The following is a 15509-nucleotide window of genomic DNA, read 5'->3' on the forward strand; positions in this document are numbered from 1 at the left end:
TAAGGTTGATAACACGGCATGCAAATTCGTCAAACAAGAGTTTTGTCTCAATAATAACATTCTTTGGGGTGGCCCAGGAGGCTCTGCCGACCGCGCGATCGGATCATCCGGCGTCGCCGCGGTCCCGAGGCATGCCGCGGACCTGACAGGATCGTTACGGAAAATCGCGGCATCGGCGGAATCGTGCCGCATCTGATGCCGGGGGCGCCTCGTATCGCCAGGGCAGGCCGGCGTCCCCCGACGCCTGGCCGCACCACATCGCCCCGTGCATCGAGGAAGTAAGCGTGTCTGTTTTCCTGGTAACGCCCGTGCGCGAAAGCCTGGCCGATCCGGCCTGGGCCCTGAGCTGGCACATCGGCCCGGTGGAAGTCGCCGCCGGCTCGACCGAGGAGGCCCGCCGCTGCGCCGCCGGCCGCTACACCATGGCCATGAGCCCGAATGCCCAGACCGCTGGCGGCCGGTCCCCCTGGCTGGAACGCGACCTGGTCACCGTCGAGCTGATCCCGGCCGGACGCGGCCCGTAGCGCCGCCTGCGGTCAGGCCATGGCCGCGTCGCAGACCTTCTGCTCCTCCGGCGTCGGGCCCTGGGCCTTCCGCCAGCCGTGCCGGCCCAGCATCACCAGCATCTTGTTGCCGACGGTCCAGGCATCCTCGGCCGACCGGTAGCAGCGGCTCGAGCGATGCAGGGCGTCCGGGCGGTTGCCCTCATAGATCGCCCAGATCCAGGGCTTCGGCAGGCGCCCGACCCGTTCCGCCCTGACGATGAATTCGCGCGTCGGGGCACCGCCCGGGGGCGGGTCGCTTTGCAGCATGGTCATTCCGGAAGCATTCTCTCTTCTTGGACAGGCTTCGATCGCTGGGACAAGACCATCGCAACCGCGATCCGAAGACAAGGGCTCCCGGCGATATTTCCGGCATTTGCCGAGTCTGTTACCGGTCCTGGTCCTGCACTCCCGGCCGAGCCATTCCTGCCGTTCCGGATCCTCGACGACTGTCGCTTGTCCCCACGGTCCTTGGCGAGGCGGCAGCGCAGCGGGTGTGCGGGGCTGGCGCAGAGGTCCGGGAACATCGCCGGCATTAACATTGCATTTATCTAAATGAGGCCGAAGTGTGGCCTATCGGTAGGGCTCGGGCGCATGCGGCTTTGGAGAGGGATTGCCATCGGCTGCACTTTGTCCGTGCCCCTCTGGGCGCTGATCTACTGGAGCGCCCGCGCCATCTGGCTGGGCGTCACCGGCACGCCCTGAACGGCCGCGAGGCCAAGCCTCCATCGAGTCGCAAGGCCGGCCATGGCGCAGCCGTGCCGGATCGGACGGGGATGCGCCCGTGGCGGGCCTTCCCGGTCCGGCAATCGCATAAAAGGCGCGCGCAGGCGGAGGCCGCGCCATAAGCCCGGCAGGGATTAAATCCATGCGATGCCGCCGGCCTTTTCTCCGGCGGGAAAAGCCTAAACCGCAAAGCCGCCATTCAGCAGGCGGATTGGCCAGGATATATTAATCCGAATGCGCCGCATGGTTTCGCCGCCAGACTTTCCAATCTTCGGCATTTCGTAGGATAATGTCCCGGATAAATCCGAGGAGTTTTCCCGATGACCGCCCGTACCAGCAGCCGCCATCCCTCCACCCCGCCGGAGGGAGCCGATCAGGATGGCCCGGCGCGCGATCCGCAGGCCGGCGATGCGGCAGAGCCCGAGTTCCTGCAGGCGCTGGACGCCCTGACCGTCCCGGAACTGGGCCAGGTGCTGAAGCGGGCCCAGGCGCTGCGGGATGCCAAGCTCGACAGCGCCAAGCAGGACTTCCTGAACCGGATGAAGGCGGAAGGCGAGCAGCTCGGCCTCAATCTCGGCTCGCTGTTCGGCGGCGCCGCCCCGGCCAAGCGCGGCCGCAAGCTGGCCGGCGAACCGAAGGGGGAACGCCCGCCGGTGCTCGCCAAGTACCGCAGCCCCACCGGCGACGAATGGTCCGGGCGTGGCCGCATGCCGAAATGGCTGCAGGCCGAGGAAGCCGAAGGCAGGAGCCGCGACGAGTTCCTGATCGACCGGCAGGATTAAAGCTCGCTTCCGGCGCCGCCCTACCGCCGCCGCTGCCGCGTCTGCGCCGCCATCCGCACCGCGGCATTCGGCGCCCCGTACTGGTCGTACCCCCCTCGGCGTTCGACCAGTTCGAAGAAGAAGCGGTCCTGGAAGGCATGGGTATAGGCATGGACGAAGCTGCCCTCGGCATCCCGGTCGTAGAGCAGGCGCCGCCGCCGCAGGGCCGATAGCTCGGCCTCGCCGAGGTCGAAGCGTGCCGCCAGGTCGTCGTAGTAGTTCTCGGGGATGTCGAGCATCGGCGCCGCCGGCCTGGCCGCCGCGGCGACATCCGGCGTGGCGAAGGCGATGTGGTGCTCCCCGGCCCCGGCATAGGCCGAGACGAAGCGCCCGGTGGTGGTCTGCCGGCTTTCCGAGACATTGAACGGCAGGCGCAGGCTGCGGTCGGCGGCGGAGAGCGTGCGGCTGCGGACGATGCCGAACGGGTCGGGCAGCTCCCAGATCGGATCGGCGCCGAGGCCGAAGACCGCGCGCCAGAACAGGACGAAGCCGTCGAGATGGCCGGGTGCCAGGGCCTGCACCACGTGGTCGATGCCGCTGAACGGCGGCACCGCCGGGGCCGGCGCCGCGCCCAGGGCGAAGTCGTCCGACCAGATGTCGCTCCCGGTGCGGACCAGGTAGACCAGCGTCCCGTCGGGGGCGCGGATGGCCGGGATGCGGTGCTCCCCCTCGCCGATCCGCTCCTGCCAGGCCGGGCTGAGCAGGGCCTGGGCGCGGGCCAGCGCACGGGCCGGGTCGTCCACCCGCAGCGCCATGGCGCAGACGGTCGGGCCGAACATCTCGAAGCGCTCGGATGCCGCGCTGTCGGCTTCGGCGTTCAGCACCAGGTTCACGCCGCCCTGGCGATGCAGCTCGACCGCCTTGGAGCGGTGCAGTCCGGCATGGTGGAAGCCGAGGGTCCCGAGCATGCCGCCGAGCGCCTGGCGCGACGCGTGGTCGACGGCGAATTCGAGGAATTCGATGCCGGCGAGCCGCGCCGCGGGCGGCAGCGCCGCGGCCGGGACGGCCGCGGCGGGCGCGGCGTCGCGGACCTCGTCGTCCAGCAGGATCAGGCTGCGCAGCGCGTCGCGGGCGATGCGGCGGACCGGCGCCGCGCGGAACTCGTCGTTGAAGACCTCCAGCGAGATCGGGCCGCGGTAGCCGGCCCGCAGGACGTCGCGCAGGAAGGCGCCGACTGGAAGCTCGCCCTGGCCGGGAAACACCCGGAAATGCCGGCTCCAGGACAGCACGTCCATCGACAGCCTGGGGGCGTCGGCGAGCTGGAGGAAGAACAGCTTCTCCGCCGGGACGGCCTCGAGCCCGGCGAGGTCGTCGCCCCGCGCCAGGGTGTGGAAGCTGTCGAGGATGAGGCCGAGCGCGGGATGGCCGGCCAGCCGCACGATCTCCCAGGCCTCGCGCCAGAGGCTGGTCCGCCGGCCCCAGGCCAGGGCCTCGAAGCCGACGCGCAGCGACCGCGCCGCCGCCCGCTCGGCCATCGCATGCAGGTCGGCGGCGGCGCGCTCCGGCTCCGGCAGGGTGGCGGGCTGGGTGTTGCTGCAGACCAGGATCAGCCCGGTGCCGAGCGCCTGCATGGTGTCGAATTTGCGCTCGGCCCGGTCGAGGTTGCGGCGGCGCTGCGGCTCCGGCATCGCCTCGAAGTCGCGGAACGGCTGGTAGATGGTGACCGCAAGGCCGAGGTCGGCGCACAGGCGGCCGACCTCGGCCGGCGAGCCGTCGAAGGTCAGCAGGTCGTTCTCGAAGATCTCGACGCCCTGGAAGCCGGCCAGGGCGGCGGCCTCCAGCTTGTCCGGCAGGGAGCCGCTGAGGCAGACCGTGGCGATCGACTTCGGCAGCGTCATCGGCTGGCCTCCCGGGCTTTCAGGACAGAATGACCGCGGCTCAGACCGCCAGGAAGACCGTCTCGCCCGGGCCCTGCAGCCGGGGATGTCCAGGCTCCAGGCTCCAGGCCCCGGCGCCGGCGCCGGCCGGCTGCGCGATCAGGGTGGCCCGCTCCGCCGGATCGGCGATGGAGGCGAGCAGCGGGTCGGTGCGATTGAGCGCCTCGCCCTCGAAGCAGAGCCGCGTGTGCAGCGCCGTCATCAGGCCGCGGGCCAGCAGCACGACGGCGAGGCGCGGCGCCTGGGTCCGGTCGCCGTGGCCCGGCACCGGCCCGGGCCTGAGGGTGACGAAGCGGAAGCGGCCCTCGCCGTCGGTCGCGCTGCGGCCGTAGCCGGGGAAGCGCGCGTCCGCCGCGGGGCTGGCCTGCCAGATCTCGACCGCGGCATCCGCCACGGCCTCGCCGGCCCCGCCGGTCACCCGGCCGGTGACGATGATGCGCTCGCCGAGCGGCGCGCCGGCGGCCATCCGGGTCAGGTCGCCGATCCCGGGGAAAAGCTGCGGGGCGAAGCGCGGCCCCGTCGCCTCGGTCACCGTCGTCGGCAGCGGGCGCGGCACCCGCAGCGGGTGCCGCAGCCGGGTGCCGGCCGCGAAGGGCCGGAAGGGCACGGGATCCGACATGGCCTGTCTCCTCCTGCGGGCGGCGGGGGCTAGTCCAGGGTGATGCCGCGGGACCTGATAACCTCGCCCCACTTGGCGCTCTCGGCCGCGAGCTGCCGCTGCCAGGCCTCGGGCGTGCCGGGGTCCGGGAAGATGGAGCCGTTGCGCAGCTTCTCCACCGCCTCCGGCTGCTGCAGCGCCGTGGCCTTGGCGGCCGCGAGCGTCTGGATGACCGCCGCCGGGGTGCCGGCCGGGGCCAGCAGCACGAAATCGGAGGAGCATTCGTAGCCGGGGTAGCCGCTCTCGGCGATGGTCGGGACCTCGGGCGCCAGCGGGTTGCGCTGCGGCGAGGACACCCCGATCGCTGTGACCTGCCTGGCCGCGATCAGCGGCAACGCGGTCACGGCATCGACGAAGGCCATCTCCACCTCCCCGGCGATCAGCGCCTGCACGGCCGGGGCGCCGCCGCGGTAGGTGACGTTCTGCACCGCGATCCCGGCCGAGCGCAGGAAGAGCTCGGTCGCCAGATGCGCGGAGGAGCCGGCGCCGGAGGAGGCGTAGGAGAGCGTGCCGGCCTCCTGCTTCGCCCGGGCCACGAGGCCCTTGATGTCGGTCACGTTCAGCCGGTTGCTGGCGCAGAGGAAGATCGGCGTGGTGGCGACGCGGCCGATGCCGGCGAAGGAGGCCTCGTCGTCGTAGCCGCGCTGCGGGAAGAGATGGCGGGCCATGGCGTAGGTCGAGTTGACGCCGAGCAGCAGGGTATAGCCGTCCGGCCGGGCGCGGGCGACGGAGGCATGGCCGATGGTGCCGCTGGCGCCCGGGCGGTTGTCCACCACGACGCTGCCGCCGAGCGCGGCCGACATGCCCTGGGCAAGGACGCGGGCGACGAAATCGGTCGAGCCGCCGGGGGCCCAGGCGACGACGAGGGTGACCGGCCGGCTGCCGGGGTAGTCGCCCTGCGCGCGGGCGGGGCGGCCAGCCAGGCCGAAGGCGGCCGCCAGCCCGAGGTGGCGGCGGGTGAAGCAGGTCATGTCCTTGTCCTCTCCTCGTCTTTTCTTGGGCCACCGGCCTTCTGGCCGGCATTGACCTGTACGTACCAGATAGTACATAAGCGCCGCAAGCGGATTCGGAGCCGAGGCCATGACCGTCGAGATCCCCTCCCCCCCAGCCCGCCGCCCCCTGCTGCTGGGGCTGATCGGCAGCGGCATCCAGCTCTCCCGCACCCCGGCGATGCACATGCGGGAGGCGGCCGCGCAGGGCCTTGGCTGCGTCTACCGGATGATCGACCTGGCCACGCTCGGCCTGGGGGCCGAGGCGCTCCCGGAGCTGCTGACCGCCGCCGAGCGCATGGGCTTCGACGGCCTCAACATCACGCATCCCTGCAAGCAGGCGGTGGTGCCGCTGCTGACCGACCTCTCCCCGGAGGCCGAGGCCCTGGGCGCGGTGAACACCGTGGTGCTGCGGGACGGGCGCCGGATCGGCCACAACACGGATTGCTCCGGCTTCGCCGAGGGGTTCCGGCGCCAGCTCCCCGGCGTGGCGCTGCGCCGCGCGGTGCAGCTCGGGGCCGGGGGCGCCGGGACGGCGGTGGCGGAGGCGGCGCTGCGGCTCGGCGTCGGCACCCTCGCCGTCTTCGACCGGGACCAGGCGCGGGCGGCGGGCGTGGCGGCGGCGCTCTGCGCGCGGCACGGCCCCGGACGCGCGGTGGCCGGGACCGACCTGGCGGCGGCGATGGCGGAGGCCGATGGCCTGATCCATGCGACGCCGACCGGCACCGCGGCGCATCCGGGCCTGCCGCTCGAGGCGTCGCTGCTGCGGCCGTCGCACTGGGTCAGCGAGATCGTCTACTTCCCGCTGGAGACCGCGCTGCTGCGCCTCGCCGCGGCCAGGGGCTGCCGCACCGCCCATGGCGGCGGCATGGCGGTGTTCCAGGCGGCGCACGCCTTCGCGCTCTTCGCCGGGCTGCGGCCGGACGCCGACCGCATGCTGGCGCATTTCAACGGCCTGTAGCCGGCGGCAGGCGGCCGGGCCTCAGGGCCGGAGCCAGGCCAGCACCGCCTCCACGATCATCCGCCGGTGCGCCGCGACCTGCCCCGGGTCGCCGAGGTCGCGGCCGAAGATCTGCTGCAGGGTGTGGCGGTTGGAGACGCGGTAGAAGCAGAAGCTGCTGATCAGCAGGTGCAGGTCGATGGCGTCGACCCCGGCCCGGAACGCCCCGTCCCGCGCGCCGCGATCCAGCAGCCCGCGCAGCATGCGGATCACCGTGCTGTTGCGGTCGGCGACCGACGGGGTGTGCTGCAGGTGCCGCGCGTTGTGGATGTTCTCGACCGCCACCATGCGGACGAATTCCGGGTGCGCCGCATGGTAGTCGAAGGTCGTCTCGATCAGCCGGCGCATGGCGGCGACGGGGTCGAGGCTCTCCAGCTCCAGGGTCTGCTCGGCCTGCCGGATGCCCCCGTACATCTCCTCCAGCACCGCGGCGTAGAGGCCCTCCTTGCTGCCGAAGTAGTAGTAGATCATCCGCTTGGTGGTGGCGGTGCGGGCGGCGATCTCGTCGACCCGGGCGCCGGACAGGCCCTTCTCGGCGAATTCCGAGAGGGCGGCGTCCAGGATGCCGCGGCGGGTCTGGTCGGGGTCCCGCTGCCGCGAGCGCGGCGCCAGGGCGGCGTCTGCCATGGTCGATGAACCTTCTGGTTAGTCCATGGACTAGCACGGCAGCCGGCCGCGGCTCACCCGTGGCCGGCGGCGCCGGCCCAGTCCGTCCGGATCCCGTCCAGCCGCAGCGCCAGCTCCTCCGCCCGGGCGATCTCCTCGGTGAAGCCCATCCGGCCGAAGTCGGTCATGCGCATCGGGTAGAGGATGCCGTCCAGGTGGTCGTTCTCGTGCTGGACGACGCCGGCGTGGAAGCCGGCCACCTCGGCGGCGACCGGGCGCCCCTCGCAGTCCACCCCGGAGTAGCGCACCCGCAGGTGGCGCGGCACCGCGGCGCGCAGGCCGGGGATCGAGAGGCAGCCCTCCCAGCGGAGCTGCATCTCCTCCCCCAGCGGCTCGACCACGGGGTTGATCACCACCGTGTTGCCGACGACGGCATCGCCCGGCGCGTCCGTGGCGCGGTGGGGCTGCACCCGGAAGACGAAGAGCCGCAGCGGGACATGGACCTGCGGCGCGGCGAGGCCCGCCCCGGGGGCGTCCTCCATGGTGTCGAACATGTCGCGCACCAGCCGGCGGATCTCGGGGGCGCCGGGATCGGCGACGGGCCGGCACCGCTCGAGCAGGACGGGGTGGCCCATGCGGGCAATCTTCAGGACGGTCATGGCCCGAGTATAGGGCCCCGCCGGCGCCGGGCCAGCCGGGACCTCGGGGTCAGGCCAGCCAGCGGTGGCTGCAGGCCGCCCGGACGAAGGCGCGGACCGCCGGGGCCTGCGGCCGCCCCGGCACGGTCGCCAGCGCGATGGTCCGCTCGACGGTCGGATCCGACAGGGCGCGCTGGATGGTGCCGGGATGGGTGATCGCGTGCTCGGGCATGAAGGCGAAGCCGAGGTCGGCGGCGACCATCGCCTGCACCCAGTCCTCGCGCTCCGAGCGGTAGCGCGCATAGAGCTCGACGCCCATCGTGCCGCAGGCGGCGATGACGCGCTCCCGCATCTCGCAGGCCAGCCGGTCCACGTAGGGCTGGAGCGACAGGTCGCGCAGCGACAGGGCGGTGCGTTCCCGCAGCGGATGGCCGGGCGGCAGCAGCACCACGTAGCGTTCGACGTAGAGCGGCTCGAGCCGGCAGCCCTCGGCGGGCACGTCGAGCGGGTTGAGGATCGCGGCGTCCAGCGCCTCCGCGTCCAGCCAGGCGGCGAGTTCGGCGGGGCGGCCTTCGCGGATCGCCACCTCGGCCTCGGCATGGCTGCGCTCGAAGGAGGCGAGGAAGCGGGCGAGCCGCACCGGGCCGAGCGTCGGCATGACGCCGAGGCGCACCGGCGTCCGCTTCAGCAGCCGCAGGGTCTCGGCCGCGCTCCGCGCCGCCTCGGCCCGCTCCTGCACCTCGGCCAGGAGGGGCTCCATCCGCCGCCCGAGCTCGGTCAGCCGCAGGCCGTTGCGTTCGCGGTGGAACAGCGGGCCGCCCAGGTCGGCCTCGAGCTTCTTCAGCGCCGCGGTCAGCGCCGGCTGGGAGACGTGGCACTGCTCCGCCGCCCGGGTGAAGCTCAGCCGGCGGGCCGCGGCGATGAAGTAGCGGACCTGATGCATCTCCATGGCGCCGACGGTGCGAAGCGCCAGCGGCAGCGTCAATCAACAGATTGGTTATGGGCGCATAGGCAGAAGCTGTTTCCACCGCGGGCCCGCCTCGGCAAGGCTCGGGCCATCGAGGGAGGAGGAGGTCTCGCCATGACGGTCTATGCGGTGGAACGGAGCCTGCCGGGCATCACGATCGGGGCCCTGGCGGGGGCGCAGGCGGCCGCCATCGGCGCCGCCGCGCAGTGCAGCGCGGAGGGGATGCCGGTGCGCTACCTCCGCTCCGTCTTCCTGCCCGGCGACAACCGCTGCCTGTGCCTCTTCGAGGCTGCGGACGCGCAGGCCGTGCGGCAGGTGAACGACCGGGCCGGCCTGCCCTACCTGGCCGTGTCCGAGGCGCTCGACCTGCCGGCCCCAGCCCCGGCCCCGGCCCCGGCCCCAAGCCAGGCCGGATCCGCGCCGCCGGCCTGAGCCCCGAACCGTCCAGGACATCGACCCCAGGGAGGATCGCATGGCATTCCGGTGCACCGGCCACGCCGCCGCCGTCGTCGCGGCCGGCCTCCTGCTCGCGCCGCCGGTCGCGGCGCAGGCGCCGCCGGGGGCGGCACGGCCGCAGGCGGCAGCCGAGGGCGGCGGCAGGACCAGGTCGCAGTTCCTGGTGCACGTGCATACCGGCCCGGCCGATCCGACCCGGGCCGCGCTCGCCCTGCTGGTGGCGGCCACCGCGCTGCGGGACGGGCACAAGGTGGACCTGTTCCTGGCCGGCGACGGCGTGGCGCTGCTGACGCCCGAGGCGCTGGCCTCGGTCGAGGGGGTCGGCACCGGCCGCCTCGGCGCGCATGTCGAGGCGATCATCGCCGGCGGCGGGCGGTTCTACCTCTCGGGCCTGTCGGCCAGGGCCCGCGGCCTCGGCGACGAGCTCCTGGCGGGCCGGCCCGCGGAATTCGCCATGCCGGAGGTGCTGGTGCGCCTCGCCGCCGCCGCGGACGTGGTGCTGAGCTACTAGGGCGGTGCGTCCGCCGGGCTAGGCCCGCAGCGCATCCCCGAGCCCGGGCGGCGCGTCCGGCGGGGGCCGCGAGGCCCGCCGCAGGTTCACCCGGTTGACCAGGCCCTCGAGGATCTGCTGCCGGACCTGCTCGCGGGCCGTCTCGCCGGCCGCCACGGCCTCGCCGCCCAGGTCGCCGATGCGGATGCTGAGCGACGCCGCGAGGTCGAGGCTCTGCTCGAAGCCGGCGTCGTCCCTGATGCGCGACCGCTCGAAGTCGTAGGGATCCTGCAGGTAGGCCCGCATCCGCCGGCAGACCAGGCCGAGCTGGTGCTCGGCGGCCTCGATGGTCGGCACGTCGCTGGCGCCGTGCAGGTTCTCGTTCGCGGGGATGACGAAGGCCTCCTGCGCGAAGGCCGTGGTCCGCGTCCGCTGCCGCCGGCGGCCGAGGGCGAGGAGGCCGACGCCGGCCGCCCCGCAGAGTGCGAGGCCGGGGATGACCAACAGGGCGCCGGCGATGCTCATCACATCCGCAGGTATAGCACGGCCCGCGGGCTCCCCGCGCAGGAGTGGCCGCACCGTTGCCGAAAAGGCACAATCCTCCCGGCTGCGGCCCTAGCGTGCGCCGCAGGGGGTGATCCCGGCCGGCCCGGGGGGCTCCGCCGGGGCCTCGAAGACCGCGAGGTAGATCGACCGCGCCTCGATCCAGTGCCACGCCACCTCCCGGTAGCCGACCGCCGCGAGCTCGCAGGACAGCAGGGCGCGGGGCGTGCCATGCGCCAGGACCGGGCCGTCCACGTCCAGGATCGCCACCCGCCCGCCGGGCCGCAGCGCCGGGGCGAGGTTGGCGAGCAGGCCGTAGGGCTGCTCGATCTCGTGGTACATGTGGACCAGCAGGGCGAGGTCGACCGAGCGCGGCGCCAGGCGCGGGTCGTGCGGCGCGCCGAGGACCAGGGCCACGTTGCCCAGCCGCTCGCGCGCGACCCGCTGCCCGAGCCGGTCGAGGGTGCCCCGGTCCAGGTCCTGCGCGACGACCCGGCCCTCGGGGCCGACGCGCTGCGACAGGTGCCCGACGTAGTAGCCGGCGCCGGCGCCGATGTCGGCCACCGCCATGCCGGGACGGATGCCGAGCAGGTCGAGGACCCGGGCGGCCTCGCCGGCGTGCTCGCGGCTGTCCTCGCTGGACCACCGGTCGGATACGATGCCGGCCACCGGGCGCTGCGGCCTGGGGAAGCGCTCCGCGGCCAGGCCGGGCGGGCCCTGGGCCGGTCCCCTGGCCTCGGCGGCCAGCGCCGCCGCCGCGCCGGCCAGCCCGGCCAGCAGCGCCACGGCCGGGAGGCCTCCGCCGCGGCTAGCCCTCATGGCGTTCCTCCCGGCGTCCGGTCACCGCCCAGAGCGGGTCGCCGCCCCATCGCTGCGGCGAGGCCAGCTCCCGCGCCTCCACCGCGGCGAAGCCGGCGCGCCGCAGGTAGTGCGACACCAGCGCGCACTGGTCCGGCCCGCCGAGACCCTGCCAGATCGCCACGGCCTTGGTGGGAAAGCAGCGGTTGGAGAAGGTGATCGCCACCGTGCCGCCCGGCCGCAGCACCCGCGCGACCTCGCGCAGGACCTCGACCGGCCGCTGGAGGTACTGGACCGAGACGCAGAGGCCGGCCGCGTCCACGCTGGCATCGGCGAGCGGTAGCCCGGGTTCCTGGTTCAGGTCCTGGACGAACCAGCGGTCGAGCCGCGGGTTGGCGGCCAGCTCCGCCGCGTTCATGCCGTGGCCGATGACCGTGCCATAGGCGACCTCCTCCGGCAGATGGCTGACCCAGCTCGACATCAGGTCGAGCACGGTGCCCCCGGCGGGGAAGAGCGCGCGGTAGAGCCCGGTCACGGCCGCGATGGCGCCGTCGTCGATATGCGTGACGAAGCGGGGCTCGGCATAGAACGCCGCGTCCGGCGACGGGTCGGCCTTGGCGAAGGCGCGCGGTGGCAGGTCCGGCAGTCCGTCCTCGGTCATGGTGACGGGATCCTGTTGAAGGGCGGTCCCCACAAGTGGGGCGGCCCGGCGGGTTGCCAACGCGCCGCGGCGCGGCAGGCCCACCGGCAGGCCCATTGGCGGCGGCTTAGGCTTTGACAGCATCCCCGATGCGGCGCTGACTTCCGGCAACGCCGCACCGCCACGGCAGCGAGGGAGGATACGGGAATGCCGACACGCCAGGGCCGTCCGCCGGGGTCCCTGCCTGCCGCGGGAGAGGCGCCCGGCCGGGGCGGGCTCCCCCGCCGCCGCCTGCTGGCGGCGCCCGCGCTGGCCGTGGCGCTGCGCGCCGGGCCGGCGGCGGCCCAGGGGCGATACCCCTCCCGCCCCATCCAGCTGGTGGTGCCCTGGGCGGCCGGCGGCGGCACCGATGCCGTCGCCCGCATGATCGCCTCGCTGCTCGAGCGCGACCTCGGCCAGCCCATCGTCGTGGTGAACCGCACCGGCGGCTCCGGCGTCGTGGGCCATGCCGCCATCGCCCATGCCGCGCCCGACGGCCATGCCATCGGCATGCTGACGCTCGAGATCGCCATGATGCACTGGGTCGGGCTGACCGAGCTCACCCCGCGCAGCTACGCCCCGATCGCGCTGCTGAACCAGGACCCGGCGGCCGTGCTGGTCAACGCGGCCTCGCCCCATGCCGACATCCGCGCGCTCGCCGAGGCGCTGCGGGCGGCGCCGCCGCGGCGGTTCAAGGGCACCGGCTCCGGCCGCGGCGGCAGCTGGCACCTGGCCTTCGTCGGCTGGCTGCGCGCCATGGGCCTCGGCGCCGACCACGTGCTCTGGGTGCCGGTCGAGGGCGCCGCGCTCGGCATGCAGGAGCTGGCGGCCGGGGGCGTCGACCTCACCGTCTGCTCCCTGCCGGAGGGCAAGGGCATGATCGATGCCCGGCGCGCCCGCCCGCTGGCGGTCATGGCCGCCGAGCGCAATGCCGCCTTCCCCGGCGTGCCGACCCTAAAGGAGGCGCTCGGCATGGACTACGCGGCCGGGCTCTGGCGCGGCATCGCCGGCCCTCCCGGCCTGCCGGCGGAGATCCGGCAGGTCCTGGGCGCCGCGCTCGACCGGGTCCATCGCTCCGAGGAGTTCCGGGCCTTCATGGCGACCCGCGGCTTCGGCACCAGCTTCGCCGATGCCGCCGGCTTCGCCGCCTTCATGGACCGCTCGGACGCGGCGATGGGCCAGGCGCTGCGGGACGTGGGCCTGGCGAAGGGCTGACCGGCGCGGCGGGCGGCGGCGGTGCCTCCTCCGGCGTCGCCGCCAGGGCGGCGTAGTCCCGCCTGACCTCGCAGATCCAGCACATGCGCGGCGCCCTCAGCCGGCCGCGGGAAAGAGCTGCGCCGAGGCGAGCCGCGCGCCTTCGGCCAGGCTGCGGAGCTTCGCCCAGACCACGTCGGAGGCGACGCGGCCGCGGCCGGCCGAAGTGTCGAAGCCGCAATCGGTGCCGGCCAGGACCCGGCGGGGATCGCCGACCGCGCGCGCGACCTGCAGGATGCGGTCGGCGACCACCTCCGGATGCTCGACGAAATTGGTCAGGGTATCGATCACGCCGGCGACCATCAGCTGGTCGTCGGCCAGCGGCATCCGGGTCAGGCAGCGGATCTCGTGCGCGTGCCGCGGGTTGGCGAAGGGCAGCACCAGGCCGCCGACCTCGGCCCGCAGCAGGATGGGCAGGATCTCCTCGAGCGGCACGTCCTGGTCGTGCGGCGCCTCGTAGTTGCCCCAGCAGACGTGCAGCCGGACCCGGTCGCGCGGGATGCCGGCCAGGGCCCGGTTGATGGCGGTCACCACCCGCTCGACGAAGCCGAGGAAATCCGCCAGCGGGCGGTCGCGGTAGGAGCAGTGCCGCTCCAGCGCCAGGTCGGGGCAGTCGAGCTGCAGCACCCAGCCGCGGGCGACGACGGCGCGGTACTCGACCGCCAGCGCCTCGGCGAGCGCCGCGAGATAGGCCTCCTCGGTCGCGTAGTGCCGGTTCTGCACGATGGAGGCGATGATCCCGGGCGAGGGCGCGGTCAGGAAGGCCTCCGCGTAGCGGCCGGCGGCGGGCGCCAGCGCGGCGGCGAAGTCGTCGCACTCTGCCTCGATGGCGCCGCGGTCGGCATAGGCGACCGGGCCGATGGCGGCGGGCAGCAGGGCGGTGTTGCTGACCGCCTCCTTGGTGCCGGCCTGGCGGGTGAACTCGGCCTTGAACTCCGGGTAGGCGTCGATGTCGGCGAAGGGGGTGCGGCTGCTCTCGCCGCCGATGCCGGTGAGGCGGTGGCGGAGATAGAGCGCGAAGCTGTCGCGCTGCTGCTCGCCGTTGTTGATGACGTCGAGCCCGGCATCGCACTGGGCCGGGACGATGTGCCGCAGCGCCTCCCGCCCGGCGGCGTCGATGGCCGCGGCGTCGACCGCCTCGCCGCGGGCGCGCCGGGCATAGAGCTGGGTCAGCCCGGGCGGCCGCGGCAGGCTGCCGGTATGGGTGGTGAGGATGCGGTGTTCCGAATGCTGCATGGTGGCGGTTCCCCCTTGGCGCCTTCCCGGTCCGGGCAGGCCCCCGGCCGGCATCATACGGCGCCGCGGGCGGCGGAGGCGATGGAGGCCCCGGCGGTTTCGGCCCCCGCGCTTTCGTCCCGGCGCGGCAGATGTGGAAGCCGCGGCCGGTCCGGCCCAGGATGCCTGCGCCGGAGGGCCCGGCTGCGGAGTGGAGGCCATGAGGACAGCGCTGTGCGAACGCCTGGGCATCGAGGCTCCGATCGTCCTGGCGCCGATGGGCGGGGCGGTGGGGCCGGCCCTCACGGCCGCCGTCTGCAATGCCGGCGGCCTCGGCATGATCGCCCTCTGGAACGCGCCGCCCGAGGCCCTGCGCCAGCAGATCCGCCAGATCCGCGCGCTGACCGACCGCCCCTTCGGGGTCAACCTGGTGCTGGCCTTTCCCCAGGAGGAGCGGCTGGCGGCCTGCCTGGAGGAAGGGGTCCGGATCGTCTCCTCGTTCTGGGGCGATCCGGCGTCCTTCGCGGCGCAGGCGCGGGCCGGCGGCGCGACCACCGTCATCCATACCGTCTCCACGGCCGGGGAGGCGCGCCAGGCGGTGCGCAGCGGGGTCGACGTGGTGGTGGCCCAGGGCTGGGAGGCGGGCGGGCACGTGCGCGGCACGGTGGCGACCCTGCCGCTCGTGCCCGCCGTCGTGGATGCGGTCGGCCCGGGCACGCCGGTGGTGGCGGCCGGCGGCATCGCGGATGGGCGCGGGCTCGCCGCGGCGCTGTGCCTCGGCGCGGCGGGGGCCTGGATCGGCACGCGCTTCCTGGCCAGCGAGGAAGCCACGGTGCATGCCCGCTACCGGGAGCTGCTGTTCGGCGCGTCGGAGGACGACACCGTCCATACCGGCATCTTCGACATCGGCTGGCCGGATGCGCCGCACCGCGTCCTCCGCAACAAGACGATCGAGGCCTGGGAGGCGGCAGGGCGGCCGCCATTCGGCCAGCGGCCGGGCGAGGGCGAGGTGGTCGCGCGATCGCCGGCCCGCGGCGGGATCCAGCGGTACCGCTCCTATACCCCGGCGGCGGATGCCGAGGGCGACATCGACGCCCTGTCGCTCTGGGCGGGCCAGGGCGTGGGGCTGGTCTCGCGCCTGCAGCCCGCCGGCGAGATCCTGCGCGACATCCTGGACGAGGCCCGGGCCGTGCTGCGGCGCTGGCCGTGAGTCACCGCCCCGCCTGGGCGATGATGCGCTGGGTGGCGGC

The 15509-nt window shown here is 74.0% G+C and carries 19 protein-coding genes; 8 read left to right on the forward strand and 11 right to left on the reverse strand.

The features are described 5' to 3' along the window. Positions 1-196: hypothetical protein (locus QWZ14_RS30035; RefSeq protein WP_290320740.1), on the forward strand; the 196-nt coding region annotated here is incomplete at its 5' end. Between the two features lie 88 nt (positions 197-284). Next, on the forward strand, positions 285-524 hold the full coding sequence (locus tag QWZ14_RS30040) for a hypothetical protein (protein WP_290320741.1): 240 nt from the start codon (positions 285-287) through the stop codon (positions 522-524). Positions 525-536: 12 nt separating this feature from the next. Here QWZ14_RS30040 and QWZ14_RS30045 read toward each other — a convergent pair whose 3' ends face one another. Continuing rightward, a complete protein-coding gene (locus QWZ14_RS30045) occupies positions 537-818 on the reverse strand; it encodes a hypothetical protein (protein ID WP_290320742.1) in 282 nt (93 codons plus the stop codon). A gap of 770 nt (positions 819-1588) precedes the next feature. Here QWZ14_RS30045 and QWZ14_RS30050 point away from each other — a divergent pair. Then, positions 1589-2050 carry an H-NS histone family protein gene (locus QWZ14_RS30050; protein ID WP_290320743.1) on the forward strand — a complete coding sequence of 154 codons (462 nt, stop codon included), beginning with the start codon at positions 1589-1591 and terminating at the stop codon, positions 2048-2050. 20 nt (positions 2051-2070) lie between these two features. Here QWZ14_RS30050 and QWZ14_RS30055 read toward each other — a convergent pair whose 3' ends face one another. The 3 genes from QWZ14_RS30055 to QWZ14_RS30065 are packed head-to-tail and all read right to left on the reverse strand — an operon-like array spanning position 2071 to position 5595. Further along, complete coding sequence (locus QWZ14_RS30055; protein ID WP_290320744.1) at positions 2071-3927, reverse strand: bifunctional sugar phosphate isomerase/epimerase/4-hydroxyphenylpyruvate dioxygenase family protein; 1857 nt, start codon at positions 3925-3927, stop codon at positions 2071-2073. Positions 3928-3967: 40 nt separating this feature from the next. Further along, positions 3968-4585, reverse strand: coding sequence for a dioxygenase family protein (locus QWZ14_RS30060; protein ID WP_290320745.1), 618 nt, complete (start codon positions 4583-4585; stop codon positions 3968-3970). A 29-nt stretch (positions 4586-4614) separates the two neighbouring features. Further along, the gene (locus QWZ14_RS30065) at positions 4615-5595 is read right to left on the reverse strand and encodes a Bug family tripartite tricarboxylate transporter substrate binding protein (RefSeq protein WP_290320746.1); all 981 of its coding nucleotides are present in this window, start codon (positions 5593-5595) and stop codon (positions 4615-4617) included. A 109-nt stretch (positions 5596-5704) separates the two neighbouring features. Between QWZ14_RS30065 and QWZ14_RS30070 the strand changes: the two genes are divergently transcribed. Beyond that, complete coding sequence (locus QWZ14_RS30070; RefSeq protein WP_290320747.1) at positions 5705-6574, forward strand: shikimate dehydrogenase; 870 nt, start codon at positions 5705-5707, stop codon at positions 6572-6574. 21 nt (positions 6575-6595) lie between these two features. On the opposite strand, the gene QWZ14_RS30075 is transcribed toward QWZ14_RS30070, so the two are convergent. Genes QWZ14_RS30075 through QWZ14_RS30085 form a run of 3 tightly spaced genes read right to left on the reverse strand, consistent with a single transcriptional unit; the run spans position 6596 to position 8842 of the window. Next, entirely contained in the window at positions 6596-7240 is a 645-nt protein-coding gene (locus tag QWZ14_RS30075; protein WP_290320748.1) for a TetR family transcriptional regulator, read from the reverse strand. A gap of 53 nt (positions 7241-7293) precedes the next feature. Continuing rightward, entirely contained in the window at positions 7294-7878 is a 585-nt protein-coding gene (gene def / locus QWZ14_RS30080) for a peptide deformylase (RefSeq protein WP_290320749.1), read from the reverse strand. A gap of 49 nt (positions 7879-7927) precedes the next feature. Then, complete coding sequence (locus QWZ14_RS30085; protein ID WP_290320750.1) at positions 7928-8842, reverse strand: LysR family transcriptional regulator; 915 nt, start codon at positions 8840-8842, stop codon at positions 7928-7930. 96 nt (positions 8843-8938) lie between these two features. Between QWZ14_RS30085 and QWZ14_RS30090 the strand changes: the two genes are divergently transcribed. Together QWZ14_RS30090 and QWZ14_RS30095 are read left to right on the forward strand one after the other, a co-directional pair. Next, positions 8939-9256, forward strand: a complete 318-nt coding sequence (locus QWZ14_RS30090; RefSeq protein WP_290320751.1) for a nickel-binding protein — start codon at positions 8939-8941, stop codon at positions 9254-9256. A gap of 40 nt (positions 9257-9296) precedes the next feature. Next, the gene (locus tag QWZ14_RS30095) at positions 9297-9791 is read left to right on the forward strand and encodes a DsrE family protein (protein WP_290320752.1); all 495 of its coding nucleotides are present in this window, start codon (positions 9297-9299) and stop codon (positions 9789-9791) included. Positions 9792-9809: 18 nt separating this feature from the next. On the opposite strand, the gene QWZ14_RS30100 is transcribed toward QWZ14_RS30095, so the two are convergent. The 3 genes from QWZ14_RS30100 to QWZ14_RS30110 all read right to left on the reverse strand — a co-directional run bounded on the left by QWZ14_RS30100 (position 9810) and on the right by QWZ14_RS30110 (position 11772). Next, positions 9810-10295, reverse strand: a complete 486-nt coding sequence (locus QWZ14_RS30100; protein WP_290320753.1) for a hypothetical protein — start codon at positions 10293-10295, stop codon at positions 9810-9812. A 90-nt stretch (positions 10296-10385) separates the two neighbouring features. Continuing rightward, positions 10386-11132 (reverse strand): class I SAM-dependent methyltransferase, encoded by a 747-nt coding sequence (locus QWZ14_RS30105; RefSeq protein WP_290320754.1) that lies wholly within the window; start codon positions 11130-11132, stop codon positions 10386-10388. Continuing rightward, the gene (locus QWZ14_RS30110) at positions 11122-11772 is read right to left on the reverse strand and encodes a class I SAM-dependent methyltransferase (RefSeq protein ID WP_290320756.1); all 651 of its coding nucleotides are present in this window, start codon (positions 11770-11772) and stop codon (positions 11122-11124) included. Before QWZ14_RS30110 ends, QWZ14_RS30105 begins: the two co-directional genes overlap by 11 nt. 186 nt (positions 11773-11958) lie before the next feature. On the opposite strand from QWZ14_RS30110, the gene QWZ14_RS30115 reads away from it, so the two are divergent. Next, positions 11959-13005, forward strand: a complete 1047-nt coding sequence (locus QWZ14_RS30115) for a tripartite tricarboxylate transporter substrate binding protein (protein ID WP_290320758.1) — start codon at positions 11959-11961, stop codon at positions 13003-13005. Between the two features lie 96 nt (positions 13006-13101). Here the strand turns inward: QWZ14_RS30115 and QWZ14_RS30120 are convergent, their stop codons facing one another. Then, positions 13102-14280: a uroporphyrinogen decarboxylase/cobalamine-independent methonine synthase family protein gene (locus QWZ14_RS30120; RefSeq protein ID WP_290320759.1), complete on the reverse strand. Its 1179-nt coding sequence runs from the start codon at positions 14278-14280 to the stop codon at positions 13102-13104. Between the two features lie 199 nt (positions 14281-14479). Between QWZ14_RS30120 and QWZ14_RS30125 the strand changes: the two genes are divergently transcribed. Then, on the forward strand, positions 14480-15469 hold the full coding sequence (locus QWZ14_RS30125) for an NAD(P)H-dependent flavin oxidoreductase (protein ID WP_290320760.1): 990 nt from the start codon (positions 14480-14482) through the stop codon (positions 15467-15469). The last annotated feature ends 40 nt before the right edge of the window (positions 15470-15509 follow it).

It is taken from the genome of Paeniroseomonas aquatica (assembly GCF_030409335.1).
Lineage (GTDB): Bacteria > Pseudomonadota > Alphaproteobacteria > Acetobacterales > Acetobacteraceae > Belnapia > Belnapia aquatica.

Bases quoted from the DNA above. Each gene is read 5' to 3' on its own strand.
- QWZ14_RS30045 (WP_290320742.1), bottom strand. From the start codon at position 818: ATGACCATGCTGCAAAGCGACCCGCCCCCGGGCGGTGCCCCGACGCGC.
- QWZ14_RS30050 (WP_290320743.1), top strand. From the start codon at position 1,589: ATGACCGCCCGTACCAGCAGCCGCCATCCCTCCACCCCGCCGGAGGGA.
- QWZ14_RS30055 (WP_290320744.1), bottom strand. From the start codon at position 3,927: ATGACGCTGCCGAAGTCGATCGCCACGGTCTGCCTCAGCGGCTCCCTG.
- QWZ14_RS30060 (WP_290320745.1), bottom strand. From the start codon at position 4,585: ATGTCGGATCCCGTGCCCTTCCGGCCCTTCGCGGCCGGCACCCGGCTG.
- QWZ14_RS30065 (WP_290320746.1), bottom strand. From the start codon at position 5,595: ATGACCTGCTTCACCCGCCGCCACCTCGGGCTGGCGGCCGCCTTCGGC.
- QWZ14_RS30070 (WP_290320747.1), top strand. From the start codon at position 5,705: ATGACCGTCGAGATCCCCTCCCCCCCAGCCCGCCGCCCCCTGCTGCTG.
- QWZ14_RS30075 (WP_290320748.1), bottom strand. From the start codon at position 7,240: ATGGCAGACGCCGCCCTGGCGCCGCGCTCGCGGCAGCGGGACCCCGAC.
- def (WP_290320749.1), bottom strand. From the start codon at position 7,878: ATGACCGTCCTGAAGATTGCCCGCATGGGCCACCCCGTCCTGCTCGAG.
- QWZ14_RS30090 (WP_290320751.1), top strand. From the start codon at position 8,939: ATGACGGTCTATGCGGTGGAACGGAGCCTGCCGGGCATCACGATCGGG.
- QWZ14_RS30095 (WP_290320752.1), top strand. From the start codon at position 9,297: ATGGCATTCCGGTGCACCGGCCACGCCGCCGCCGTCGTCGCGGCCGGC.
- QWZ14_RS30100 (WP_290320753.1), bottom strand. From the start codon at position 10,295: ATGAGCATCGCCGGCGCCCTGTTGGTCATCCCCGGCCTCGCACTCTGC.
- QWZ14_RS30105 (WP_290320754.1), bottom strand. From the start codon at position 11,132: ATGAGGGCTAGCCGCGGCGGAGGCCTCCCGGCCGTGGCGCTGCTGGCC.
- QWZ14_RS30110 (WP_290320756.1), bottom strand. From the start codon at position 11,772: ATGACCGAGGACGGACTGCCGGACCTGCCACCGCGCGCCTTCGCCAAG.
- QWZ14_RS30115 (WP_290320758.1), top strand. From the start codon at position 11,959: ATGCCGACACGCCAGGGCCGTCCGCCGGGGTCCCTGCCTGCCGCGGGA.
- QWZ14_RS30120 (WP_290320759.1), bottom strand. From the start codon at position 14,280: ATGCAGCATTCGGAACACCGCATCCTCACCACCCATACCGGCAGCCTG.
- QWZ14_RS30125 (WP_290320760.1), top strand. From the start codon at position 14,480: ATGAGGACAGCGCTGTGCGAACGCCTGGGCATCGAGGCTCCGATCGTC.